At 58.7% G+C, this 22,704-nt stretch carries 18 protein-coding genes, 1 tRNA gene and 2 pseudogenes; 10 read left to right on the top strand and 11 right to left on the bottom strand.

Annotated features, from left to right (window positions below):
- Positions 1 to 44: 44 nt before the first annotated feature.
- The 7 genes from LCH65_RS18150 to LCH65_RS18120 form a co-directional block, all read right to left on the bottom strand.
- Positions 45 to 1,622 carry an ABC transporter ATP-binding protein gene (locus LCH65_RS18150; protein WP_226439716.1) on the bottom strand — a complete coding sequence of 526 codons (1,578 nt, stop codon included), beginning with the start codon at positions 1,620 to 1,622 and terminating at the stop codon, positions 45 to 47.
- A 1-nt stretch (position 1,623) separates the two neighbouring features.
- Positions 1,624 to 2,646 carry an ABC transporter permease gene (locus LCH65_RS18145; RefSeq protein WP_003435512.1) on the bottom strand — a complete coding sequence of 341 codons (1,023 nt, stop codon included), beginning with the start codon at positions 2,644 to 2,646 and terminating at the stop codon, positions 1,624 to 1,626.
- On the bottom strand, positions 2,646 to 3,710 hold the full coding sequence (locus LCH65_RS18140) for a microcin C ABC transporter permease YejB (protein WP_003364338.1): 1,065 nt from the start codon (positions 3,708 to 3,710) through the stop codon (positions 2,646 to 2,648). Before LCH65_RS18140 ends, LCH65_RS18145 begins: the two co-directional genes overlap by 1 nt.
- On the bottom strand, positions 3,711 to 5,579 hold the full coding sequence (locus tag LCH65_RS18135) for an extracellular solute-binding protein (protein WP_058417371.1): 1,869 nt from the start codon (positions 5,577 to 5,579) through the stop codon (positions 3,711 to 3,713). It abuts the gene before it with no gap.
- A 216-nt stretch (positions 5,580 to 5,795) separates the two neighbouring features.
- Positions 5,796 to 6,077 carry a peptidylprolyl isomerase gene (locus LCH65_RS18130; protein ID WP_002553340.1) on the bottom strand — a complete coding sequence of 94 codons (282 nt, stop codon included), beginning with the start codon at positions 6,075 to 6,077 and terminating at the stop codon, positions 5,796 to 5,798.
- Between the two features lie 81 nt (positions 6,078 to 6,158).
- Positions 6,159 to 7,241, bottom strand: coding sequence for a 3-deoxy-7-phosphoheptulonate synthase (locus tag LCH65_RS18125; protein WP_058417372.1), 1,083 nt, complete (start codon positions 7,239 to 7,241; stop codon positions 6,159 to 6,161).
- A gap of 748 nt (positions 7,242 to 7,989) precedes the next feature.
- On the bottom strand, positions 7,990 to 8,223 hold the full coding sequence (locus tag LCH65_RS18120; RefSeq protein ID WP_003435509.1) for a DNA-binding protein: 234 nt from the start codon (positions 8,221 to 8,223) through the stop codon (positions 7,990 to 7,992).
- A 129-nt stretch (positions 8,224 to 8,352) separates the two neighbouring features.
- Here LCH65_RS18120 and LCH65_RS18115 point away from each other — a divergent pair, with 129 nt between their 5' ends.
- The 5 genes from LCH65_RS18115 to LCH65_RS18095 all read left to right on the top strand — a co-directional run bounded on the left by LCH65_RS18115 (position 8,353) and on the right by LCH65_RS18095 (position 12,042).
- The gene (locus LCH65_RS18115; RefSeq protein ID WP_003364326.1) at positions 8,353 to 8,667 is read left to right on the top strand and encodes a transcriptional regulator; all 315 of its coding nucleotides are present in this window, start codon (positions 8,353 to 8,355) and stop codon (positions 8,665 to 8,667) included.
- A 169-nt stretch (positions 8,668 to 8,836) separates the two neighbouring features.
- A complete protein-coding gene (gene uvrY, locus LCH65_RS18110) occupies positions 8,837 to 9,481 on the top strand; it encodes a UvrY/SirA/GacA family response regulator transcription factor (RefSeq protein WP_002553344.1) in 645 nt (214 codons plus the stop codon).
- Between the two features lie 2 nt (positions 9,482 to 9,483).
- Positions 9,484 to 11,307: an excinuclease ABC subunit UvrC gene (gene uvrC, locus LCH65_RS18105; protein ID WP_003393963.1), complete on the top strand. Its 1,824-nt coding sequence runs from the start codon at positions 9,484 to 9,486 to the stop codon at positions 11,305 to 11,307.
- Positions 11,308 to 11,339: 32 nt separating this feature from the next.
- Positions 11,340 to 11,900: a CDP-diacylglycerol--glycerol-3-phosphate 3-phosphatidyltransferase gene (pgsA, locus tag LCH65_RS18100; RefSeq protein ID WP_003400851.1), complete on the top strand. Its 561-nt coding sequence runs from the start codon at positions 11,340 to 11,342 to the stop codon at positions 11,898 to 11,900.
- Between the two features lie 66 nt (positions 11,901 to 11,966).
- Positions 11,967 to 12,042, top strand: a tRNA-Gly gene (locus tag LCH65_RS18095).
- A 484-nt stretch (positions 12,043 to 12,526) separates the two neighbouring features.
- On the opposite strand, the gene LCH65_RS18090 is transcribed toward LCH65_RS18095, so the two are convergent.
- The 3 genes from LCH65_RS18090 to LCH65_RS18080 form a co-directional block, all read right to left on the bottom strand.
- The gene (locus LCH65_RS18090) at positions 12,527 to 13,453 is read right to left on the bottom strand and encodes a sugar ABC transporter substrate-binding protein (protein ID WP_005732034.1); all 927 of its coding nucleotides are present in this window, start codon (positions 13,451 to 13,453) and stop codon (positions 12,527 to 12,529) included.
- A gap of 92 nt (positions 13,454 to 13,545) precedes the next feature.
- The gene (locus LCH65_RS18085; RefSeq protein ID WP_054995457.1) at positions 13,546 to 14,334 is read right to left on the bottom strand and encodes a TIM barrel protein; all 789 of its coding nucleotides are present in this window, start codon (positions 14,332 to 14,334) and stop codon (positions 13,546 to 13,548) included.
- Positions 14,331 to 15,353 (bottom strand): Gfo/Idh/MocA family oxidoreductase, encoded by a 1,023-nt coding sequence (locus LCH65_RS18080; RefSeq protein WP_058396067.1) that lies wholly within the window; start codon positions 15,351 to 15,353, stop codon positions 14,331 to 14,333. The genes LCH65_RS18085 and LCH65_RS18080 overlap by 4 nt, the downstream gene beginning before the upstream one ends.
- Positions 15,354 to 15,546: 193 nt before the next feature.
- Between LCH65_RS18080 and LCH65_RS18075 the strand changes: the two genes are divergently transcribed.
- Positions 15,547 to 17,541, top strand: a complete 1,995-nt coding sequence (locus tag LCH65_RS18075) for a sigma 54-interacting transcriptional regulator (protein WP_058396066.1) — start codon at positions 15,547 to 15,549, stop codon at positions 17,539 to 17,541.
- Positions 17,542 to 17,547: 6 nt separating this feature from the next.
- Here the strand turns inward: LCH65_RS18075 and LCH65_RS18070 are convergent.
- Positions 17,548 to 18,638 (bottom strand): annotated as a pseudogene (locus LCH65_RS18070) (LacI family DNA-binding transcriptional regulator).
- A 121-nt stretch (positions 18,639 to 18,759) separates the two neighbouring features.
- Between LCH65_RS18070 and LCH65_RS18065 the strand changes: the two are divergent.
- The 4 genes and pseudogenes from LCH65_RS18065 (at position 18,760) to LCH65_RS18050 (ending at position 22,297) form a co-directional block, all read left to right on the top strand.
- The gene (locus tag LCH65_RS18065; RefSeq protein ID WP_058396064.1) at positions 18,760 to 19,851 is read left to right on the top strand and encodes a fatty acid desaturase family protein; all 1,092 of its coding nucleotides are present in this window, start codon (positions 18,760 to 18,762) and stop codon (positions 19,849 to 19,851) included.
- Between the two features lie 36 nt (positions 19,852 to 19,887).
- A complete protein-coding gene (locus LCH65_RS18060; protein WP_058396063.1) occupies positions 19,888 to 20,208 on the top strand; it encodes a MocE family 2Fe-2S type ferredoxin in 321 nt (106 codons plus the stop codon).
- 18 nt (positions 20,209 to 20,226) lie between these two features.
- Complete coding sequence (locus LCH65_RS18055) at positions 20,227 to 21,459, top strand: FAD-dependent oxidoreductase (RefSeq protein WP_058417374.1); 1,233 nt, start codon at positions 20,227 to 20,229, stop codon at positions 21,457 to 21,459.
- Position 21,460: 1 nt separating this feature from the next.
- Positions 21,461 to 22,297: pseudogene (locus LCH65_RS18050) on the top strand (sugar phosphate isomerase/epimerase).
- The last annotated feature ends 407 nt before the right edge of the window (positions 22,298 to 22,704 follow it).

Raw genomic sequence — 22,704 nt, 5'->3', positions numbered from 1 at the left:
GACGCTCCTAAACCTTCCGGGCAGAAGCTTCGTTGTGGGTCAGATCATTCAGGATGCGCGGCCGCCAGCAATTCTTGTGTGTACGGGTGCTGCGGCGCATCGAAAACGTCATGGCTGGCGCCGCGCTCGACGACTTTTCCATCCTTGACCACGATCACGTCGTGGGCAAGGGCTTTGACTACCGCCAGGTCATGGCTGATGAACAGGTACGTCAGGCCGTGCTTTTCCTGAAGTTCGCGCAACAGCGCAACGACCTGTTTCTGCACGGTCCGGTCCAGCGCCGAGGTCGGCTCATCGAGCAGAATCAATGCGGGTTTCAGCACCAGCGCTCGGGCAATGGCGATACGCTGACGCTGGCCACCGGAAAACTCATGGGGGTAGCGATGCCGGCTCTGCGGGTCGATGCCGACTTCTTCCAGTGCCCGAATGACCTCGGCATCGCATTTCGCCGGGTCGTACTGGCTGTGTACCTCCAGTCCTTCACTGATGATCTGCGCCACTGACATGCGTGGGCTGAGGCTGCCGTAAGGGTCCTGAAAGACCACTTGCATCTCTTTACGCCACGGTCGCATCTGTTTCTGACTCAGGCCGTCCAGCGCCTGCCCGCGAAAGCGGATACTGCCGCGCGACGCCAGCAGACGCAGGATCGCCTGACCAAGAGTCGACTTGCCGGAGCCTGACTCACCAACGATACCGAGGGTTTTGCCGCGCTCAATGCTCAGGCTGATGTCATCCACCGCCTTGAGGTATTCCTTGTGCCGCCGCAGGATGCCGCCGGTCAGGGAAAACCAGACCTTCAGGTTGTCGACTTGCAGCACCGTTTCCCGGGTGTCGCGTCGCAGCGGCTCGCCGGCAGGTTCGGCGTCCAGCAGCAGGCGGCTGTAAGGGTGCTGAGGTGATTTGAACAGCGACTTGCAATCGGACTGCTCGACGATTTCACCGGCGCGCATCACGCAGACGCGCTGCGCGACGCTGTGCACCAGGTTCAAGTCATGGCTGATCAACAACAGCGACATGTTCAGGCGCTGTTGCAGCTCCTTGAGCAGCACGAGGATCTTGCGTTGCACCGTGACGTCCAGCGCAGTGGTCGGTTCGTCGGCAATCAGCAGCTCCGGCTCGCAGGCCAGCGCCATGGCTATCATCACCCGCTGGCGCTGGCCTCCAGAGAGTTCGTGCGGGTAGGCTTTCAGGCGTTTTTCCGGCTGTTGAATGCCTACCAGCTCCAGCAGCTCGACAATGCGTTTCTGCGCTTCACGACCGCTGATGCCGCGATGCAGCAGTAACGTTTCGCCGATCTGTCGGGCCACGCTGTGCAGCGGATTCAGCGAGGTCATCGGTTCCTGGAAAATCATCGCAATCCGGTTGCCGCGCAGCTCGCGCAGGGTGCGGTCGTCGGCCCCCACCAGTTGTTGACCCCGGTAGGTGATGCTGCCCGTGGTCAGGGTGCCGCTGCGGGGCAGTAATTGCAGGATCGAGTGAGCGGTGACGGACTTGCCGGAGCCGGACTCTCCCACCAGTGCCAGACACTCGCCGCGGCGCACATCCAGGCTCAGGTTACTGACCACTTTCTGCCCGTTGAAGGCGACGCTCAGGTCGCGGATTTCGATCAGGTTTTCCGACATGTCAGGACCTCGGGTCGAAGGCATCACGCAGCGCCTCGCCTATGAATACCAGCAGCGTCAGGATCAACGCGAGGGAGAAGAACGCTGTCAGCCCCAGCCAGGGCGCTTGCAGGTTCTGCTTGCCCTGGGCGATCAGTTCACCCAGCGACGCGCTGCCGGCAGGCATGCCGAAGCCCAGAAAATCCAGCGCAGTGAGGGTCGAGATGGCACCGGTAAGAATGAACGGCAGGTAGCTCAACGTCGCATTCATGGCGTTAGGCAGGATGTGGCGCATGATCACTTTTCGATCCCCCAGACCGAGCGCCCGAGCGGCCTTGACGTACTCGAGGTTGCGCCCGCGCAGAAACTCGGCGCGCACCACATCGACCAGGGTCAGCCAGGAAAACAGCGCCATGATGCCCAGCAGCCACCAGAAATCGGGCTCGACGAAGCCTGACAGGATGATCAGCAGGTACAGCACCGGCAGGCCTGACCAGACCTCCAGCAGACGCTGGCCGAACAAGTCGACCCAGCCGCCGTAGTAGCCCTGCAACGCCCCGGCGCTGATCCCGATCAGCGCGCTGATGAAGGTCAGCACTAGCGCAAACAGGATCGACACCCGGGCGCCGAAAATCACCCGCGCCATGACGTCGCGCGCCTGGTCATCGGTGCCGAGCCAGTTTTCTGCAGACGGCGGGCTGGGTGCCGGGGTTTTCAGGTCATAGTTGGGCGTGTCGTCACTGAACGGGATGGGCGGGAACAGCATCCAGCCGTCCCCTTTGCTGATCAGTGTGCGTACGTAGTCGCTGCGGTAATCGGGCTGGAAGGGCAGCTCACCGCCGAATTGCTGCTCGGTATAACGCTTGAACACCGGGAAATAGAGCGAGTGCTGATAGCTGACCAGCAGCGGCTTGTCATTGGCGATCAGTTCGCCACCCAGTGTCAGGGCAAACAGCCCGCAGAACAGCCACAGCGACCACCAGCCGCGGCGATTGCTGCGAAAACGTTCCAGGCGACGACGGGCCAGCGGCGAAAGGCTGCGCATCATGCATTCCTCGCGCTGAAGTCGATTCTGGGGTCGACCAGCGTGTAGCAGATATCGCCGATCAGCTTTATCAGCAGGCCGAACACGGTGAAGATGAACAGCGAACCGAACACCACCGGGTAGTCCCGCGACACAGCGGCTTCATAGCTCATGCGGCCCAGGCCATCCAGCGAGAAGATCACCTCGATCAGCAGCGAACCGGCAAAGAACACGCTGATGAACGCCTGCGGAATGCCCGACACCACCAGCAACATGGCATTGCGAAACACATGACCATACAGCACCCGTCGCTCGCTCATGCCCTTGGCGCGGGCCGTGGTCACGTACTGACGGGTGATTTCGTTGAGAAAGGAATGCTTGGTCAGCAGGGTCAGCGTGGCAAAGCCGCCAATGACCAGCGCCGAGACCGGCAGCGCCAGGTGCCAGAAATAGTCAGCGATCTTGCCGATCGTGGTCAGTTGCTCGAAGTTGTCCGAAACCAGTCCGCGCACCGGAAACCAGTTCAGCGACGTGCCGCCACAGAACACCACCACCAGCAGCATGGCGAACAGGAAGGCTGGCATGGCGTAACCGATGATGATGGCGGTGCTGCTCCAGATATCGAACTGGCTGCCGTGTTTCACCGCTTTGCGAATCCCCAGCGGGATTGATACCAGGTACGTCAGCAATGTCGCCCAGAGCCCCAGTGATATCGACACCGGCATTTTCTGCAGAATGAGGTCGGTCACCGTTGCGCCGCGAAAGAAGCTGCTGCCGAAATCCAGTCGTGCATAGTTCTTCAGCATCAGCCAGAGACGTTCGTGCAGCGGTTTGTCGAAACCGTATTGACGTTCGATCTGCTTGATCAGCGCCGGGTCCAGCCCGCGGGACGCTTTGGAATGACCCGCCCCGGCAGACTCGCTGGCACCCGCGCCCACGGTTGCACCGCCGATCCCTTGCAGGCGAGCAATGGCTTGCTCCACAGGCCCGCCCGGTGCGGCCTGCACGATAAAAAAGTTGACCAGCAAAATGCACAGCAGGGTAGGGATGATCAGCAGCAGGCGCCGCAGGATATAACCGAGCATTCACTGCATCTCCGAAACGATGGCCGAGGCGCCGCGTTTTTCAGCGAATTGCTCATTGGTCAGCGGTGTCGGGCTGATTTCCCACCATGTTTCGATGGCCTCATTGTTGCTGGCCTGAATTTTGGGGATGCCGAAACGGTTCCACCAGACGGTTGAAGAGCCGGGCGGATAGTAGTTGGGAATCCAGTAGTAGTTCCACTGCAGTACGCGGTCCAGGCAATGGGCGTAGTCGGTCATGGTCTGCTTGTTGTCGGCCTTGAGCAGGCCGGCAATCAGCGTGTCGACAGCAGGGTCTTGCAGCACCATGTAATTGCTCGAACCCGGGTCCATCGCCACCTTGGAGCCAAAACTGCTGTACAGCTCGGCACCGGGCGATGTCGAGACCGGGTAGCCGGTGACAATCATGTCGTAATCGCGGGCCATGACGCGGTTGAGGTATTGCGCGGCATCGATGCGGCGAATGTCGAAGTGGATACCGATCTGCGCCAGGGTGCGTTTGTAGGGCAGCAGCATTCGCTCGAAACCTGTTTGTGCATTGAGAAAGGTAAAGCTGAACGGTTCGCCCCGGGCATTCACCAGCTCATCGCCCTTGGGCGTCCAGCCAGCTTCTTTCATGAGGGCCAGCGCTTGCAGTTGCTTGTCGCGAATGAAGCCTGTGCCATCGGTTTTGGGCGTCTCGAACACGCTGTCGAACACCTGCTTGGGGACTTCGCCGCGCAGTGGCTCGAGGATTTTCAGTTCGGCAGGCGTGGGCAGTTCGCTGGCGGCCAGCTCCGAGTTGGAGAAGAAGCTGTTCTGGCGAATGTACATGTTGCGCATCATCTGCCGGTTGGTCCATTCGAAGTCCCAGAGCAGCGACAGCGCTTGGCGCACGCGACGGTCCTGGAACATGGGGCGGCTCAGGTTGAAGACGAAACCCTGCGAGCTTTGCACCGCGCCCCTGGCCAGTTGGGCTTTCTGCAGGCGCCCGTCGCTGAGGGCGGGGCCGTCATAGCGAATTGAATAGCCAGTCGCCGAAAACTCGCGGTTGTAATCATAGGCGCCGCCTTTGAGTACCGTACGTGCAACATCAATGTCGCCGAAGTACTCGATGCTGAACCTGTCGAAGTTATACAGGCCTTTGCTGACCGGCAGGTCCTTGCCCCACCAGTCCGGATCGCGCTCGAAGGTGACAGTGCGGCCCGGGTCCACATGGCTGATCCGATAGGGCCCGCTGCCAGGCGGAATTTCAAAGCCGGCACCGCTGGCGAAGTCACGGGATTTCCACCAGTGCTCGGGGAATACCGGCAGCGAAGCCAGATCAAGGGGCAGGGTGCGGTTATCGCTGTTTTTGAAGTCGAAGCGGATTTGCGAAGGCGATTCGACCTCCAGGCCCTGGACCGCTTCAAACTGGGTCCGGTATTGCAGGTTACCCTGCGTCATCAGCAACTCGTAGGTGTACTTCACGTCACTGGCGGTAATCGGCGTGCCGTCCGCGAAACGTGCCTTCGGGTTCAGGTAAAAGCGCAGGAAGAGGCCATCCGCGCCACGCTCCATTTTCTCGGCGACAAGCCCGTAAACGGTGTAGGGCTCGTCCATCGAGCGCGTAGCCAGTGGGGAGTAAAGCATGCCATTGATCTGCGAAACGCCCATCCCCTTGTCGGTGAAGGGCATCAGGTGGTCGAACTGGCCGATTTCGATGGCCGAGCGTCGCATGCTGCCGCCTTTGGGCGCGTCCGGGTTCACGTAATCGAAGTGCTTGAAGTCGGCTGGATAGCGTGGCGCTTCGCCGTAAACGGTCAGGGCGTGTTGCGGGGCTGCGGACAGCGATTGGGTTGCGCCAACGAAGGTCAGCGTCAAGGCGAGCAACGATGAAAAAACAAAACGCATGACTCGAATCCTGACTGACGTTCGCAAGCGAATGTCAGGGTTAAAGGCGACTGGCTGTACAGCGGTGACAACAATCATGACAGAGCTCATGGCCCTGCATCGCGCTATCTTCTACAGACAAATGGCCGCTTCGCCAAGCCACTGCGCTGTTGAAAACGACCACATACAAAAACGGCCCATCCGAAGATGAGCCGTCTGGCATGCGGCGCGACAGGATCAGTCCTGACGGCTGGTCACTTCCAGCAGGTGGTAGCCGAACTGAGTCTTTACCGGACCCTGAACGGTGTTCACCGGAGCACTGAATACGACAGTGTCGAATTCCTTGACCATCTGGCCTGGACCGAACGAACCCAGGTCACCGCCCTGGCGGCTCGATGGGCAGCTGGAGTTGGCCTTGGCGATTTCAGCGAAATCAGCGCCGCCTTCGATCTGAGCCTTGAGTTCGTTGCATTTTTCTTCGCTCGAAACAAGGATGTGGCGGGCAGTGGCTTTAGCCATGGGGAATAATCTCCTGTGAAAAAAAAGAAACAGCCTACCGGATTCAGTGCGGTATTTCCCGACAAAGTTCCTTCGCTCTGTTTATCTGTAACGCAGACGGTCAACCGCGCGACGCAACAGCTGTTCGGTGCCTTCCCAGCCAAGGCAGCCATCGGTGACCGAAACGCCGTACTGCAGCGTCCCGCCCAATGCCTGGCAGCCGTCGAACAGGTGGCTCTCGATCATCATGCCGATCAGCGAGGTATCGCCCGACAAGCGCTGTTCAAGCACGTCTTCGAATACGGCTGGCTGACGCAGCGGGTCCTTGCCACTGTTGGCATGGCTGCAATCGACCATGATCCGCGACGCGACATTATTCCTGCTCAGGCTCGCCTGCACCTTGGCCACACTCTGGCGATCGTAATTGGGGCCGCCGTGACCGCCGCGCAGCACAATGTGCGTGTCCGGATTGCCTTGCGTCTCGATAATGGCCGGGTGGCCATGACGGTCCATGCCAAAGTGACGATGCGGATGCACCGCCGAACGCATCGCGTCGCTGGCCACCGTTACGCCGCCGTCAGTACCGTTCTTGAAACCGACCGCCATGGGCAGGCCGCTGGCCATTTCGCGATGGATCTGCGATTCGGTGGTGCGAGCGCCAATCGCGACCCAACTGAGCAGATCGTCGAAGTAGCCTGCCGCCATGGGCTGCAGTATCTCGGTGGCGATCGGCAGGCCCAGGCCCAGCATATCCCGCATCAAATGCCGCGACAGCGTCAGGCCCTCGGCCATGTCGTCACTGCCATCGAGGCGCGGATCGTAAGCCAGGCCTTTCCAGCCCACCGTCGTGCGCGGTTTTTCGACGTAGGCGCGCATTACCAGCAGCATCTGGTCACTGACTTGCGCGGCAAGGTCGGCCAGTCGCTCAGCGTATTCAAGGGCGGATCGAGGGTCGTGGATCGAGCAGGGGCCGACGATGACCAGCAGTCGCGAGTCTTGACCTTCAAGGATGGCGCGTACGGCGCGGCGGTGGGCTGCAACCTGTTCGGTGAGCGCTGCGTCGAGGGGCAAGCGCATCTTCAATTCCAGGGTCCCTGGCAGGCGTTTCGAGGCGGGGCTTTTGTCTGCCAGCTTGACGGCGTGGCTGGACAGGTCGGACGGGGTGACGGCAACGGACGAATTCATGTTCTGGCTTCCTGGGCTGGCGGGACGCTCCCGCTCAGACCTACTGGGGTGTTCGACAAAGGGCTTCTAGAACCGGGGGTATGTGATTGCCACCTGGCAGAGACCGAACGGAGGCGGCAGGCTGTCCCGAACGGAGGTGGCTAAATCGCCAGGCAAAATCGATGTCGTTGCGGTAATAAGTGGCGTAGTTCATGTCGTGATCCTCGATGCAATGCAGATTGATGGTTTGCGGCTGTTCTTGAACAGACCGTTGAAATACGTGGCCCTGAAAAAACAAAACCCCCGGTCGGGAAGCCGACCGGGGGTTAGAGAATTCTCTGGTTGGCGTCCCCTTAACGTGGGCGCCGGATGGGTATCAGGCGCGCCAGTGGCTAAACCAATACCCATAATAAGAGTCAACGGATGCGCTCACCGAGGCAGTCTGCACAGCCACAGCACGTGCACGGCAAGCAATGCCGGTAACAGCGTCGAGTAGCGGTGAAGTGGATTGCAGCATGGTGGGTCTCCGTTAATTGAGCGCAAGCTTACTTCAGGAAACCAGGCGCCTTCAATTGGAAAATTCAATCAACGGGATTATCGTTTTTCGCGAATGCAGGCAGGTGGAACCCCGGTAGCCACAGCGAACCGCTCAACGGTTGATGGCATGCCGTATTCGGCGCGGGCTATTTTGCCCGCAACCCTGTATACCTGAATGCAGGCAACGGCTTTGGCGTTTTGTCCGGGATGCGTTGTCACCAGCCAATAACGGCTATTCTTCACGTGCTTCTTCATGCCGGGCTTCCGTGTTCGGGATCGTCCCGATCTTCATGCCCAGCAGTACAGCTACCTTATGCGCTTCACCGCGCCTTCCTTTCTTGCGTCCTGCCAGTACCTGGTAAGTGGTCGCCGGATCAATGCTGTTTTCACGAGCGAACTCCTGAACAGATTTGCCCTGTTGATCCAGCCAGGCCTTGGCTTGTGCGGCGGTGCGAATTCCGGGCATAGTTCAAAACCGTTCAAATCTATTCAATTCCGCGAGATTCTAACACTCGTTCGGATGGCTTCAACAGGATAATAGGTTCAAATGAGTGGAATCGGTTACCGACTGAGAAAGGAAAGAGAACGTCTGAGCATGTCTCAGCGTACCTTCGGTGAAATAGGAGGCGTCGAGGCTAATGCCCAGGGAAAGTATGAAAATGGTGATCGTGCACCGAAGGCCGATTACCTGGCGGCGGTTGCAGCCAAAGGTGTTGACGTGCTTTACGTGTTGACGGGGACGCGAACGCCGGTGCCGATCGACAATCTCAGCCTTATCGAGGAAAAAATCCTGGGCAATTACCGAGTGCTGGGCAAGGAAGATCAGGATGCTATCCGGCGCCTGACAACCACTATCGCCGAGCTCTCGGGGCCATTATCGGGGGCTGCGAAGCTTCCGTCGGTCAAGTGATAAAAGCCCGGGGCGGGCGCCGCTCTGCTGTCGTATCGAGATTTTTGCAGCACTGCCTGAGGTGCTTGCCATCATATTGATGTGAGACGGTGTTCGCAGTGCTAGGTCTGACTCGTTGTTTTTGTTATGGTGATTGGCATTCGTTATGACCGTTGCGCGAGGTGTCTGCTTGATTAAGGTGCTAGTTGTCGATGACCATGATCTTGTCCGGACAGGCATCACACGCATGCTCGCCGACATTGATGGTCTGCAAGTTGTCGGGCAGGCCGATTCCGGCGAGGAATCCCTGAAGAAAGCGCGCGAGCTCAAGCCTGACGTCGTATTGATGGACGTCAAGATGCCGGGCATCGGTGGGCTGGAAGCGACGCGCAAGATGCTGCGCAGCCACCCTGATATCAAGGTCGTCGCTGTTACCGTCTGTGAAGAAGATCCTTTCCCGACCCGTTTGCTGCAGGCTGGCGCTGCCGGTTACATGACCAAGGGCGCCGGGCTTGCCGAAATGGTCCAGGCCATTCGCCTGGTGTTTGCCGGTCAGCGTTACATCAGCCCGCAGATTGCCCAGCAACTGGCATTGAAGTCGTTTCAACCGCAGGTCAACAATTCGCCGTTCGATCTGCTGTCCGAGCGCGAGATCCAGATTGCCCTGATGATCGTCGGCTGCCAGAAAGTCCAGACCATCTCGGACAAGCTGTGCCTTTCACCGAAAACCGTTAATACCTACCGATACCGTATCTTTGAAAAGCTCTCGATCAGCAGTGATGTTGAACTGGCTTTGCTCGCTGTACGTCACGGCATGGTTGATGCCAGCGCCTGAACATGACCCAGACTTTCGATCCAAGTGCATTTCTCGCGACCTGTAGCGGTCGTCCCGGCGTCTACCGTATGTTCGACGCCGAAGCCACACTGCTTTACGTCGGCAAGGCCAAGAACCTCAAGAAGCGTCTTGCCAGCTATTTTCGCAAGACCGGACACGCGCCCAAGACCGGAGCGCTGGTGTCGCGCATCGCCCAGATCGAGACCACCATCACGGGCAACGAAACTGAAGCGCTGTTGCTGGAGCAGACCCTCATCAAGGAGTGGCGGCCCCCGTACAACATTCTCTTGCGTGACGACAAGTCCTATCCCTATGTGTTTCTGTCCGATAATGCCTTTCCGCGACTGAGCATTCATCGTGGTACCAAGAAAGCCAAGGGCCGTTATTTCGGGCCTTACCCGAGTGCCGGCGCGATTCGTGAGAGCCTCAGCCTGCTGCAGAAGACCTTTCAGGTGAGGCAGTGCGAGGACAGCTACTTCAAGAACCGCACGCGTCCTTGCCTGCAATATCAGATCAAACGTTGCAAAGGGCCGTGTGTCGGGCTGGTCGAGCCTGAGGTGTATGCCGAGGACGTACGTCACTCGGTGATGTTTCTCGAAGGGCGCAGCAATGCCCTGAGTGACGAACTGAACGCCTCCATGGAAAAAGCCGCGATGGCGCTCGATTTCGAACGCGCAGCCGAGTTGCGCGATCAGGTCGCCTTGCTGCGCCGCGTCCAGGATCAGCAAAGCATGGACGGCGGTACCGGCGATGTCGATGTGGTCGCCGCGTTCGTCAACCCTGGCGGCGCCTGCGTGCACCTGATCAGCGTGCGGGGCGGGCGGGTGCTGGGCAGCAAGAACTTCTTCCCACAGGTCGGCATAGAAGAGGAGGTCGGCGAAGTGATGTCGGCATTCCTGGCTCAGTATTTCCTCGGCGGCATCGACCGTGAACTGCCCGGCGAAGTCATCGTCAATGTCATCAACGACGATTTCCCTGCGTTCGTCGACGCCGTCGAAGAGCTGCGCGGCGTCGAGATGGTTATCAGTCATCGCGTGCGCGGCACCCGGGCGCGCTGGCAGCAAATGGCGGTCACCAATGCCGAGCAGGCACTGACCGCGCGGCTGGCCAACCGTCAGCATGTTGCGTCGCGTTTCGAAGCGCTGGCCAAGGTGCTGGGTCTCGAAGACCCACCGATGCGTCTGGAATGCTACGACATCAGCCACTCCAGTGGTGAGGCGACCGTAGCATCCTGTGTGGTGTTTGGCCCCGAAGGCCCGATCAAGTCCGATTACCGGCGTTTCAATATCGAAGGCGTGACGGCAGGCGACGACTATGCTGCCATGCACCAGGCATTGACCCGACGTTATAGCCGCATCAAGGCCGGGGAGGGCAAGTTGCCGGATGTGCTGCTGGTGGACGGTGGCAAGGGTCAGATGTCCATGGCGCGTGACGTGCTCAATGAATTACAGGTTCCTGACCTCATCCTGCTGGGTGTGGCCAAGGGCACCACGCGCAAGGCAGGTTTCGAGACGCTGTACCTGAACGACTCAGCGCATGAATTCACGTTGCCCGGCGACTCTCCGGCCCTGCACCTTATTCAGCAGATTCGCGACGAGGCGCACCGTTTCGCGATCACCGGCCACCGTGCGCGCCGGGGCAAGACCCGGCGTACATCGACCCTCGAGGGCGTCGCGGGTGTCGGGCCGACCCGGCGTCGTGATCTGCTCAAACATTTCGGTGGATTGCAGGAATTGTCCCGTGCCAGCATCGATGAAATAGCAAAAGCACCCGGAATCAGCAAAAAGCTGGCAGAGTCGATTTATGCAAACCTGCACAGCGAGTAGAATGCTCGTTCACCTCGTAGCCAGTTGTGCCGATGAATATCCCTAATCTGATCACCGTACTACGCGTTTTACTGATTCCGATCTTCATTTTGTTGTTCTACATGCCTTACCACTGGAGCTACATGGCGGCCAGTGCAGTCTTTGCGTTCGCTGCGGCGACCGACTGGCTCGACGGGTATCTGGCCCGCCGTCTTGAACAGAGCACGCCCTTTGGCGCCTTTCTCGATCCAGTAGCAGACAAACTGATGGTGGCCGTGGCATTGGTGCTGCTGGTTCAGGCGCATGCCAATCTTTGGCTGACGCTGCCCGCAGCGGTGATCATCGGCCGTGAAATCGTAATCTCTGCGCTCCGCGAATGGATGGCGGAAATCGGCGCGCGTGCGCAGGTTGCCGTTTCCAACATGGGCAAGTGGAAGACAGCGGCGCAGATGCTCGCGCTGGTCATTCTGCTCGGCAACCCGCCGGCCATCACCCTGTGGGTGATTCTCGGCTATGCGCTGCTGCTCATTGCTGCGGGGCTGACACTCTGGTCCATGGTGCAATACCTGAGAGCCGCGTGGCCGCACCTCAGGACGACTGCAGAAAAAAAATAAGTTTTTGAATCAAAGGCTTGACGCCGCTATCTGAATCGCTAGAATAGCGCCCGTCATCAAGACAATGCGGGAATAGCTCAGTTGGTAGAGCACGACCTTGCCAAGGTCGGGGTCGCGAGTTCGAGTCTCGTTTCCCGCTCCAAATCTAAATCCATGTATGCCCAAGAGGCATATGGGATTAACAAAAAAGACGCTTAGGCGTCTTTTTTCGTTTTTGCGGTAAATATCCCGGGTTTACTTTCTTGTGATGTACTTCTGCTTGTCTGAAGCAGTTTTGGCGTCCGAAGCCATATTGCCGTCGCCACTTCAAGCAGTCGAAGGAACAGTAGACCGGCTGGAGGCCATTATTGGGCACCCGCTGCGCACCTACGAAGACTTCGGCAAGGAAGCCACTGTCGGTTGAATCGCCGGCAGGGCAGCCATCCTGCCGGGTAAGAAACCCGGCAGTCAGCGCTTTAATAGTTCACCCAGGCGGTATCATTATTGGCAGCGCTGTACCCAGCGCACACCTTCTACGCCAGTGTCGATACCCGGCTTGGTAGCCCATGCCATGCGTTGCCTCTGAACTTCGAAACTCATCTGGTCAGGGCGTCCATCCCACCATTCGATACTCGCCTTCCCGACTACTATTTATAATGTTGCTCGAACACCGCTACCTGCTCCGGTGTAATGAGTTGGAAGGGCACCCAGACCTCGGCGTCGACCGGCTCGCCTTTGATCATTTTTATGGCCGATTGCAGAGCTGTGGTCGCTTGGGCCTTCGGGTCTTGAAACACCGAGGCTGCCAGCATTCCACGTTTGATTGCCGCCAAGCCATCAGGCAAGCCGTCAATGCCTACAATTGCAACTTCCCCCTTCGCTTTGCCAGCCTGTTGTAACGCCATGGCGGCGCCGATGGCCATCTCGTCGTTATTGGCCACGATGGCATCAAAGGTTCTGCCCGCCAGTAGCCAGTTACTGGTCAGGTCCATACCTTTGTTACGTTGCCATTCCGCTGTTTGCTGCTCGACGATCGTTATGCCCGGATAGTCCTTGAGCACCTGTTTGACGCCTTCGCTGCGGTCGTGTGTCGAGTTCTGCGCAAGGTCACCCATGATGAGCGCGATAGTACCTTTGCCTCCCATCTTTTCTGCCAGATAGCGCATCTGCAATTGTCCTGCCTCAATGTCGTTGGACGCCACGGTGGTAACGCCCTTGGGCAAGACGCGCTCATCCGGGTGACGGTTAACGTAGACAAGTGGCATCTTTGCCTCGACTGCTGCGCGGGTCATATTTGCCGTGGCGGCGGTGTCCACCGGCAAGACGATGACCGCATCCACTTTCTGGCTGAGAAAGCCCTGAACCTGATTGATCTGGCGAACGACATCGCCTTGAGCGTCCTCGAACTGGAGCTGCACATTCTCTTTTCTGGCAGCTTCTTCCAGACCGCTGCGCACATAGGTCATGAAGTTATCGTCTACTCTGGCGATCGTGACGCCAATTCGGTAGCTCGCAGCAGCCCATTGGCTGGAAACCAGTAACAGCACGGCGATAAACAGTTTGCAGAAGGGCATGAGACGTTTCCTTTTGTTGTTATGTGTGACGTTCACCAAGACCTGTCATGAACGTTTCCAGCGCTTTTCACGAGAGCTTGCCAAGGTGTTCCTCAAGCCAGGGTAAAGGCTTTTTTGAAGCGTTCCAGTGCTGCTTCGCTGTTGCCACTGGCCCAGCCTTCAAGCCCGACGACACCCGTGTAGCCCATATCGAACAACGCTCTGGCAATGGCGGGATAATGAATTTCACCTGTACCGGGCTCTTGGCGACCGGGAACGTCGGCGACCTGGATTTCTCCTATGGCGCTGCCTGAGCGCTGGATGAGTTCGATCAGGTTTCCTTCGCCGATTTGCGCGTGATAAAGGTCCAGGTTCATTTTCAGGTGCGGGCTGCCCACGGCCTCGATCAGGGCCAATGTGTCTTCAGCGCGAGCGAACGGGGTGCCGGGGTGGTCGACCTCGGTATTCAGGTTTTCCAGCAAGAATACCCGGTCGGCCTCTTCGCCAAGGCGAGCGATTTTTTCCAGCGTTTTGCAGGCACTCAGCCACATGCGTCCATTGACATGAGCCACCGGATTGACGGGCAGACCTTTGTCGTCAAGGCCCGTGCCATGCAGGTTCAGGCTCGGGCAATTGAGCCGGGCGGCAACCGCGAGGGATTCGCGTGCGCTGTCCAGCAGGTGCTGGATTGCGTCGGCATCGGTCAGATTGCCGTGGGTGTAGCCGGTCATGGAGGTGAAATTCGCCCCTGTGGCAGCCAGCGCTGCGATGTCCTTATTGGCCCAGCTCCATATTTCGGCGCTGAAGCCCAGCTCGTGAATACGCCTGACACGCTCGGTGAAGGGTAAATCCAGGAACACCATCTCGGCGCTGACCGCTAATGTGAACGGTATGGAGCTCATGCGTCGACTCCTCGTGATACTGCTACCGGCCGGCCTTGCTGGAACGACTCGATGCAGGCGCGGGCAATGGCCAGCGCCGCTCGGGCATCTTCGCCACTGGCCAGGGGGGTGGCCCCGGTACGCAGGCAGTCGGCAAAATGATTGAGTTCGGCGATGTAGGCGTCACGCAGCAGGTCGGTGTCCAGTCGTTGGGAGTCGGCCTGTATGCCATTGGCCAGATAACGGGTCAGATCAGATTCACTGACGTTGCCCATAGTCAACATGCCGGCACTGCCGAAGACCTCGCCCCGGACGTCGTAACCGTAGACCGCCTGAAAGCTGGCTTCAGCGGTGGCAATGGCACCGTTGTCGAAACGGATCATCACCACCGCTGTGTCCAGAAGCCCATTGTTCTTGTAATCCGGTGCAATCAGCGCATCAGCCATGACGAACACGCTGACTGCCTCGGCGCCGGGATTCAGGTAGCGCAGGGTATCGAAGTCATGAATCAGCGTTTCAAGAAAGATCACCCATTGCGGCGAGGCTGCCGGATTGTTCAGCGCAGGATCTCGGGTTAACGAGCGCAACAGTTGCGGTTTACCTATACGCCCCTCAACCACGTTCAGATGAGCCGTACGAAAGCTTTTGGCGAAGCGACGGTTGAAACCGACTTGCAAGGGCACGCCGGCATCGGCGGCCGCAGCGATAGCGCGGTCGGCTTCCTCGAGAGTGATCGCCATGGGTTTCTCGCAAAAAACGCCCTTGCCGGCCCGCGCCGCGCTGATGACTAATTCTGCGTGGCTGCGCGCGGGGGCAGCGATCAGCACGCCATCCAGGTCTGGGTCGTCCAGCAATTGCTGAGGGTCGGTGTAAACCCGATCTACCCCTAACTCTGCGGCCAGACGCGACGCCTGGCCCGGAGTGGGGTCGGCGATGGCCGCAAGGCAGGCACCGGGAATATGGTGGGCGGCGGTCTGGCCGTGGAAGCTGCCCATGCGACCGGCGCCAATCAGACCAAGGCGGAGAATTTTTTTGCTCATGAAATAACCCTTTTTAATTGTTGTTCGATTATTTCCCGGCCGTAAGCGCGCCGGGCAAAAGGGGGAGAGCAAAGGCTATGCCATAACTTAAGCTATTGATTTTAAAAGTTTATTAAAAATTTCCAGTCAAAAAGTGTTCATTTTAATGACATGTCTATACTGACATGTTGAATATATGAACATGGATACATCAATGTCCTCACAGTCTGCGACCTTCAGCGTGCAAGACCTCGGATACCTCACCGCATTGGGGACTGTGGCACTCAACAGCGGTCCCATACCCGAACTGGAGCAGGCCTGGCGGGCGCGCCTGAGTGGCGTTGACGAGCGCCCGGCGACGGTCAGGAAGGTTATTTGGGATTCCTGGGGACGCAGCATCGCAGGCGGCGTGAACCCTGAAGACAGCGACTACCGGTTTGTCGACCCTCAACACCTTGCGGCTACTCTGGCGGCCAATCGGGTTTTGATTGCCGCAGCAGCTCAAGTGATGCGCGGCTTGCTTGCCTATAACCCGAGAGGCCACATCAACCTCACCGATGCTGAAGGCACCACACTGTATTTTTGCGGGCTGGATCTGACTCCGGTGGGTACGCGCTTGCTGGAGTCGGTGCAGGGCACCAACTGCACCGGGCTGGCCCTGGCTGAAGATTCCCTGGTGTATGTACTGGCAGAGGAAAACTTCGGTACAGGCCTTCGTCAGCGGCGAATGCATTGCGCTGCGGCGCCCATCCGCAATGCCCAAGGCAAGACCCTGGCGATGCTGACCCTGACCGCAGAACCTGGCTGGTTCCATTTTCATACGCTCGGCACTGTCCAGGCGGCGGCCGAGGCCGTCTCGCGGCAAATGGCCTTGCAGGCGCTGCTGGAAGAACAGCAAACCGTGCTCGAAGTGCTCAACGAAGGTTTGGTGGTACTGGACGAACGAGGCTGTATAAAAGCGCTCAATCGCTATGCCCGTCAGCTTTTTCGGGTCGGCCTGGATTTGCTGGGCAGCCCGTTCCAGCGTCTGGGGCGCAGTGATTTGAACGAACAGATTCTGGCGCGTATCGGTGAAGGGCTGCGGGACCTGGACTGCACCTTTGAACTGCATGATTTCAGCCAGTTGTCCTGTCTGGTTTCGGTATGCCCACTGGAGCAGGGCGGGCGCGTGGTGTCGCTGCGAGAAAATCGGCGCATTCGGGAGATCACCCGGCGAATTATCGGCACTCAGGCCCGTTACACGTTCGAGACCATTCAGGGCCGTTCACGGGCGATTGCAGATGCCGTGCATTTTGGGCGGATCGCCAGTCGCAGCGATTCCACCACCTTGATTCTTGGCGAAAGCGGCACCGGCAAGGAGTTGTTCGCCCAGGCGATCCATAATGCGAGTGACCGCAATAGCGGGCCTTTTGTAGCGGTCAACTGTGGCGCGATTCCCCGGGACCTGGTGCAAAGCGAGCTGTTCGGCCATGTCGAGGGCGCATTCACGGGTTCGGCTAAAGGCGGGTCGGCGGGCAAGTTCGAACTGGCCGATGGCGGCACGATCTTTCTTGATGAGATCGGCGACATGTCCTTCGACGCGCAGGTCAGCCTGTTACGGGTGTTGCAAGAGGGCGAAGTGACCCGGGTCGGGGCGAAAAGCTCGCGACCAGTGGATGTACGCATCATTGCCGCCACTCACCGTAACTTGAGTCAGGCAGTGGCCGAAGGCGCCTTTCGTGAAGATCTGTATTACCGACTCAACGTGCTCAACCTGAGCGTACCGCCGCTGCGTATGCGTCGGGAAGACATTGCCTTGCTGGCGCAACATTTTCTTGATCGTTGTGCCCGTTCATTGCGCAAGTCAGTGCTGGGGCTTTCTGCGCAAGCCCTGGAATTGCTGGTGGCTTATAGCTGGCCGGGCAACGTGCGAGAGCTGGAAAACAGCATTGAGCGCGCGACCAATCTGGCCACGGGTGAGCTCGTCCAGCCCGCCGATCTGCCCCTTGAAATCAGGCAGCGGAGCGGCCCCGCGGTGCCGGGCCGGCTGCCAGTGCCTTTGGCGGCCCATGACCTTGGCACCCACGAAATGCACGCGATTATTGCGGCGCTCGAAAGCACCCGAGGCAACATTCGCCTCGCGGCTCGACAGCTGAACGTTTCCCGCGGCGGGCTGTACAACAAAATGAGTCGATTCGGCTTGAACGCCGCCGATTTTCGAGGGCTCTGACGCCGGTCAGGCGTCGGTATTCTCCGAGGTCACGATCTGTAGCGGTACATACACCCGGTGCCTGAGCGGATCGAAGCTGTTGACGGTCTGCAACTCGATCAGCAGATTTACCAGTGCCTCGGCAATTTGAAGAGGCTGGGAGTCGATCACCACGTCAACCAGCCCGTTCGCGAGTGCGAGGCGCGACAGTTCGGTGGACTCCTGCAAAATGCAGCACAGCGCTGGACGTCTGGGCAGTTGCGAGAGGGCACTGATGATGCCGTCGCCACCACCGCCCACCACGCACAGCCCGCGCAGATCGTCATGATTGCCCAGCAATTCCAGGCTCGCCTCTTCGGTGATATCACAGTTGTCGAGGTTGATCAGCGGCACCAGAGGACGTAACCCCGGCGCATGTTCTGCCAGGTAACTGTGTAGCCCTTCAACCCGCGCCTGATGACCGAGAAAGCGATGGCCGCCTAGCAGAATGCCGATGCTGCCTTTGCGAGCACCGCAGGTACGTGCCAGCAGCCAGCCCATGGTGCGTCCGACCTGATAATTGTCCTGACCGACGTAAGGCTCATCGGCCTTCTCATGAATGTCTGAAAGCAGCGCTATCGCCGGGACGCCAGCCTGGCGAATCTGTTCGAGAGCAGCGTTGATCAGCGGGTGGGCGAAGCTGACCACCGCAAGGCCGTCACATTGCACTGCCAGTTGTTCGAGTTGGGCAACGATGGCGGCCGGGCTGCGATCAGTCACGTATTCGAACTGGCAGGTCAGATTGGCCCCGATACGACGTTGCGCGGCCTGGCCAATGGCCTGAGCGAGGTTGGCATAGAACGCCTGGGCGGTGTTCAGCAACAGAATGCCGAAACGGTAAGTGGGACGTTGCTCGACAATGCGCTGCGCAATCAGCCGTGCGGCGAAATAACCCACTGCTTCCGCGGCCTTCAGCACCTGCTCGGCGGTAGCGGGGTTTACCGGAGCGCGGGCGTTGAGCACGCGATCGACAGTCGCGACACTCAAGCCTGCCTGCGCGGCAACAGTCGCGATGGTGGGGCGCTTATTGTTATTCATGACATGCCCTTGAAGCGGCTTGATAGAAAACTATCAAGCACCGCAGATGCTCGATGATAGCTTGATAGTGAATGTATTCAAGGCCTTGAGAGGGGGGTGGGTGCTCTCTATATTTTCTTACGCAAAGTTCCTGAAACCTCACACTTGCGGAGAATAATAACAATGCCTCAAGACACTGCAGCCTGTCAGCGCGACTATAGCCTGACCGGCCCCGAAGCTGCCCGTGCAGCGGAAAAAGGCCTGGTATCTGCCGAGTGGTACCAGTCGCCCATCTCTCGTAAACGCATGAAACAATTGATGCAGCGCCGCGACGGCCCGGCCTTGCTCGACACTGCCATTTGGTTGCTGGCGCTGCTGGTCAGCGGTTTTGGCGGCTACTGGTTCTGGGGTTCCTGGGCATGTGTGCCGTTCTTCCTGGCTTACGGCGTTCTTTACGCCACAGCCTCCAACCCGCGCTGGCACGAGACTGGCCACGGCACCGCGTTCAAGACCCGGTGGATGAATGACGGGTTGTACCAGGTGGCCAGTTTCATGTGCATGTTCGAGCCACATGTATGGCGCTGGAGCCATGCGCGGCATCATACCGACACTATCGTGGTAGGTCGCGACCCGGAAATTGTCGAGCCACGGCCGCCGAGCCTTGTGATGATGTTCCTGAGCCTGTTTCAGATTCCCTTGCTGATCAAAACAATGGGCGGCGTGTGCCGACATGCTTTTGCGCACATGAGCGAGCAAGAGAAGGATTTCATCCCGGTGTCCGAATGGCCCAGAGTGTTTCTGGCCGCGCGTATCTGGCTCGCCATTTATGCCGGAGTGGTTGCTGCGGCACTGTGTCTGCAAAGCTGGTTACCCCTCATGTACGTCGGTTTGCCCATGCTTTATGGCGGCTGGCTGTCTTACCTGTTCGGCCTTACTCAACATGTGGGGCTGGCTGAAGACGTGCTCGATCATCGCAGCAACTGCCGCACTATCTACATGAACCGCGTGCTGCGCTTTCTGTACATGAACATGAACTACCACCTTGAGCATCATATGTACCCGATGGTGCCGTATCACGCGTTGGCGCAACTTCATGAAGAGATCCGCCACGACTGTCCGCCGCCTTATGCCAGCCTCGGCGAAGCCTTCAAGGAAATTATTCCAACCCTTCTGAGGCAGCGCCGCGACCCGACCTACTTCATCAAGCGCCAGGTGTCACATGCTTCAGTGCCTGCCACCGCCGCACGTCCCCAGCCTGAAGCGACCTCCGGCTGACACTTTCCGGTTGTTCCCGAACGAGAGAGAAAAACCATGAACAATCAATGGATTGATGTATGCGCCGTGGGCGAAATTGATGAAGAAGACGTCATTCGCTTCGATCACGGCCCGCATACCTATGCCGTATACCGTTCCGCCGTCAACGAATTTTTCGCCACGGCGGGCCTGTGCACCCACGAAAAGATTCACCTCGCCGACGGGCTGGTAATAGATCACGTCATCGAATGCCCTAAACATAACGGCCGCTTCGACTATCGCAATGGCAAAGCCCTGGGAGCACCCGTGTGCGTCAATCTCAAGACCTTTGCCGTACGGGTCGAAGCCGGGCGGGTTTTGCTTGCGGTCAGTGACTGAAAATCAGGAGTGCATGCCATGAATGCTCCATTGATTATCGTTGGCGCGGGTCATGCAGGTGGCCGTGCAGCGCTGACCTTGCGCGATCAGGGTTACGCCGGCCGACTGATACTGATCGGCGCCGAGCCGCACGTGCCGTATGAGCGTCCACCTTTGTCCAAGGGCGTGCTGCGAGGCTCCGTGGACCTGGCCGGTTGCAGTCTGTGTGCGGACACGCGCCTCACTGAGCTGGGTATCGAGCATCTGACCGACAATCCGGTAAAGAGCCTCGACCCGCAGGGTCATCGCCTGCAGTTGGCTGACGGCGATGAGTTGCCTTACAGCCGATTGCTGTTGGCGACCGGGGGCAGGGCGCGTTGCCTGGCACAGATCCCCAGGCACCTGAGCAATGTTTTCTACCTGCGCACCCACGATGAAGCATTGGCGTTGCGGGGTGCCTTGATCCACGGTTCACGCCTGGTGATCATCGGTGCCGGGTTCATTGGCCTTGAAGTTGCGGCGACGGCGCGGGCTCTAGGCTGCCAGGTGACGTTGCTCGAAGCAGGCCCTCGTCTGGCCGGGCGCGTCTTGCCTGAAGAAGTGTCCCGGGCATTGCTGGATTTGCATCGGCAGCACGGCGTCGATGTACAACTCAATGTCGTGCTTGAAGGCGTGCAAGGCAATGAGCGCGCCGAGTCAGTGCTGCTGGTCGACGGCCGGAGTGTGCCTTGTGACGCAGTGGTTGTCGGCGTTGGCATGCAGCCGAACATTGAGCTTGCAGTAGCGGCTGGCCTTGCCGTAGGGCAAGGGATTCGTGTCGACGATCGACTGCGCACCAGCTGCCCGGACATCTTCGCCGCCGGTGATGTGTGTGAGTATCGCCTGCACCCCGAGGGGGTGTACCAGCGGCAGGAGACCTGGCGCAACGCCGAAGCGCAGGGGCGCCACAGCGCATTGAATATGCTGGGGTACGATCTTCCGTTCCAGGAGGTGCCCGGCTTCTGGTCCGATCAGTACGACTGGAGCGTGCAGACAGTCGGTGTAATCACGCAGCCCCTGCCTTCAGCCAGCCGCGCATTGGCCTGCGGTGGGCGGTTGCTGTTCTACCTGGATGCGCAACAACGACTGCAGGGTGCCTGTGGCCTGGCGCTGGGCAACAGCGTTGCCAAAGATATCAAGCTGTGTGAGCGCCTGATCGTTGCCCGAATTCCGCTGAGCGTCACCATGCTCAACGACTCCGAGTGTTCGCTCAAACAACTGCTGAGGCTCTGACATGGACACATTTCTGGTATTTCAGTCGCTATGGGCCATGCAGGACCATCGTGGCCAGTGTGACCTTCCCATCGAGGCGCAACTGGACAGAATTGCCGCCGCTGGCTTTGACGGGATCACCGACCATTACTGGCATGCCCCCGATGTCATGCGGCTGCATGCCGCCGCAGAGGCCCGTGGCTTACAGATTGAAGGTCAGCTATTCCCACAGACAGTGGCCGATCTGGACAGGGCGCTTGAAGTTGCTTGCCGCTACGGTTGTCATCACCTGACTCTGCAGGCCGATGCACGTCCGCGGACGCTGGCCCAGGCGATTACGTTGATCGAGGGTTGGCAGCGTCTGGCCGAGCAGGTGGACTTTCCGGTTCTGCTGGAAACTCACCGTTACCGCCTTACCAGTGATCTGTTGTTTACCCTCGACGTGCTGGCGCAGATGCCGGACCTTAAACTATTGGCTGATTTGTCCCACTACGTGGTAGGTCGGGAGTTGCCCGAGTCGGCGACGGCCGAGGACGACGAGCACATTCACAGCATCTTGCGCCATAGTTGGGGCTTTCACGGCCGTATAGCCAATAGTGAACAAGTGCAGGTGCCGTTGAGCTTTGCACAACACCGCCCCTGGCTTGAGCGGTTTTGAGCCTGGTGGCGTTACGGTATTGAAGATTGGCTGGCTCGACCGAATAAACCAGCCAGCCTGTCTTTCACGTGCGAGCTGGGCCCACCCCCGTATGCAATCACAGGGAGTGACGGGCGCGAAATTTCAGATCGCTGGAGCGAGGCACTGTTACTCAAGGATCTGATTCGCGGAATCTGGAATGATTGCCGTTCAAGGGTCTGACGGGTTCAGCCCGCTTGATGCGAATAGTGAACTCTTCAAAAGCATACCGATGTGTACATTTTAGGTTGACGACCCATCGCCAACGGTTTAAAACTATACACGTCGGTACAGCTTTGGTGGTCTCGCAGTTCATTGCAGACTGACACATATCCAGAACAGTCCGGCAGCGCCTCGCAGAGCAGTCTGATGATGATCGATTAAATGCCGTGCAACGCGGTACGTCGCGATCATGGATGGCCCTGCATCAGGCAAGAGAGTGCTCCGAGATACAGTGTCTCTGGAAAACGTGCTTCTGGATAAACAGTCCCGGGATATTACCAGTGCCCTTCATAGGTACTGCCCGTGACGGTGCGTGCCTGATAGTAGTCGGGCTCGGGGATTGACGGTGAGTGCTTGAATTTCAATAA

Source organism: Pseudomonas sp. MWU16-30316, assembly GCF_020515645.1.
GTDB lineage: Bacteria > Pseudomonadota > Gammaproteobacteria > Pseudomonadales > Pseudomonadaceae > Aquipseudomonas > Aquipseudomonas cerasi.
The sequence above is the reverse complement of the archived record's forward strand: the minus strand, read 5'-3'. Positions and strand labels throughout refer to the sequence as shown.

Bases quoted from the DNA above. Each gene is read 5' to 3' on its own strand.
- LCH65_RS18150 (WP_226439716.1), bottom strand. From the start codon at position 1,622: ATGTCGGAAAACCTGATCGAAATCCGCGACCTGAGCGTCGCCTTCAAC.
- LCH65_RS18145 (WP_003435512.1), bottom strand. From the start codon at position 2,646: ATGCGCAGCCTTTCGCCGCTGGCCCGTCGTCGCCTGGAACGTTTTCGC.
- LCH65_RS18140 (WP_003364338.1), bottom strand. From the start codon at position 3,710: ATGCTCGGTTATATCCTGCGGCGCCTGCTGCTGATCATCCCTACCCTG.
- LCH65_RS18135 (WP_058417371.1), bottom strand. From the start codon at position 5,579: ATGCGTTTTGTTTTTTCATCGTTGCTCGCCTTGACGCTGACCTTCGTT.
- LCH65_RS18130 (WP_002553340.1), bottom strand. From the start codon at position 6,077: ATGGCTAAAGCCACTGCCCGCCACATCCTTGTTTCGAGCGAAGAAAAA.
- LCH65_RS18125 (WP_058417372.1), bottom strand. From the start codon at position 7,241: ATGAATTCGTCCGTTGCCGTCACCCCGTCCGACCTGTCCAGCCACGCC.
- LCH65_RS18120 (WP_003435509.1), bottom strand. From the start codon at position 8,223: ATGCCCGGAATTCGCACCGCCGCACAAGCCAAGGCCTGGCTGGATCAA.
- LCH65_RS18115 (WP_003364326.1), top strand. From the start codon at position 8,353: ATGTCTCAGCGTACCTTCGGTGAAATAGGAGGCGTCGAGGCTAATGCC.
- uvrC (WP_003393963.1), top strand. From the start codon at position 9,484: ATGACCCAGACTTTCGATCCAAGTGCATTTCTCGCGACCTGTAGCGGT.
- pgsA (WP_003400851.1), top strand. From the start codon at position 11,340: ATGAATATCCCTAATCTGATCACCGTACTACGCGTTTTACTGATTCCG.
- LCH65_RS18090 (WP_005732034.1), bottom strand. From the start codon at position 13,453: ATGCCCTTCTGCAAACTGTTTATCGCCGTGCTGTTACTGGTTTCCAGC.
- LCH65_RS18085 (WP_054995457.1), bottom strand. From the start codon at position 14,334: ATGAGCTCCATACCGTTCACATTAGCGGTCAGCGCCGAGATGGTGTTC.
- LCH65_RS18080 (WP_058396067.1), bottom strand. From the start codon at position 15,353: ATGAGCAAAAAAATTCTCCGCCTTGGTCTGATTGGCGCCGGTCGCATG.
- LCH65_RS18075 (WP_058396066.1), top strand. From the start codon at position 15,547: ATGTCCTCACAGTCTGCGACCTTCAGCGTGCAAGACCTCGGATACCTC.
- LCH65_RS18065 (WP_058396064.1), top strand. From the start codon at position 18,760: ATGCCTCAAGACACTGCAGCCTGTCAGCGCGACTATAGCCTGACCGGC.
- LCH65_RS18060 (WP_058396063.1), top strand. From the start codon at position 19,888: ATGAACAATCAATGGATTGATGTATGCGCCGTGGGCGAAATTGATGAA.
- LCH65_RS18055 (WP_058417374.1), top strand. From the start codon at position 20,227: ATGAATGCTCCATTGATTATCGTTGGCGCGGGTCATGCAGGTGGCCGT.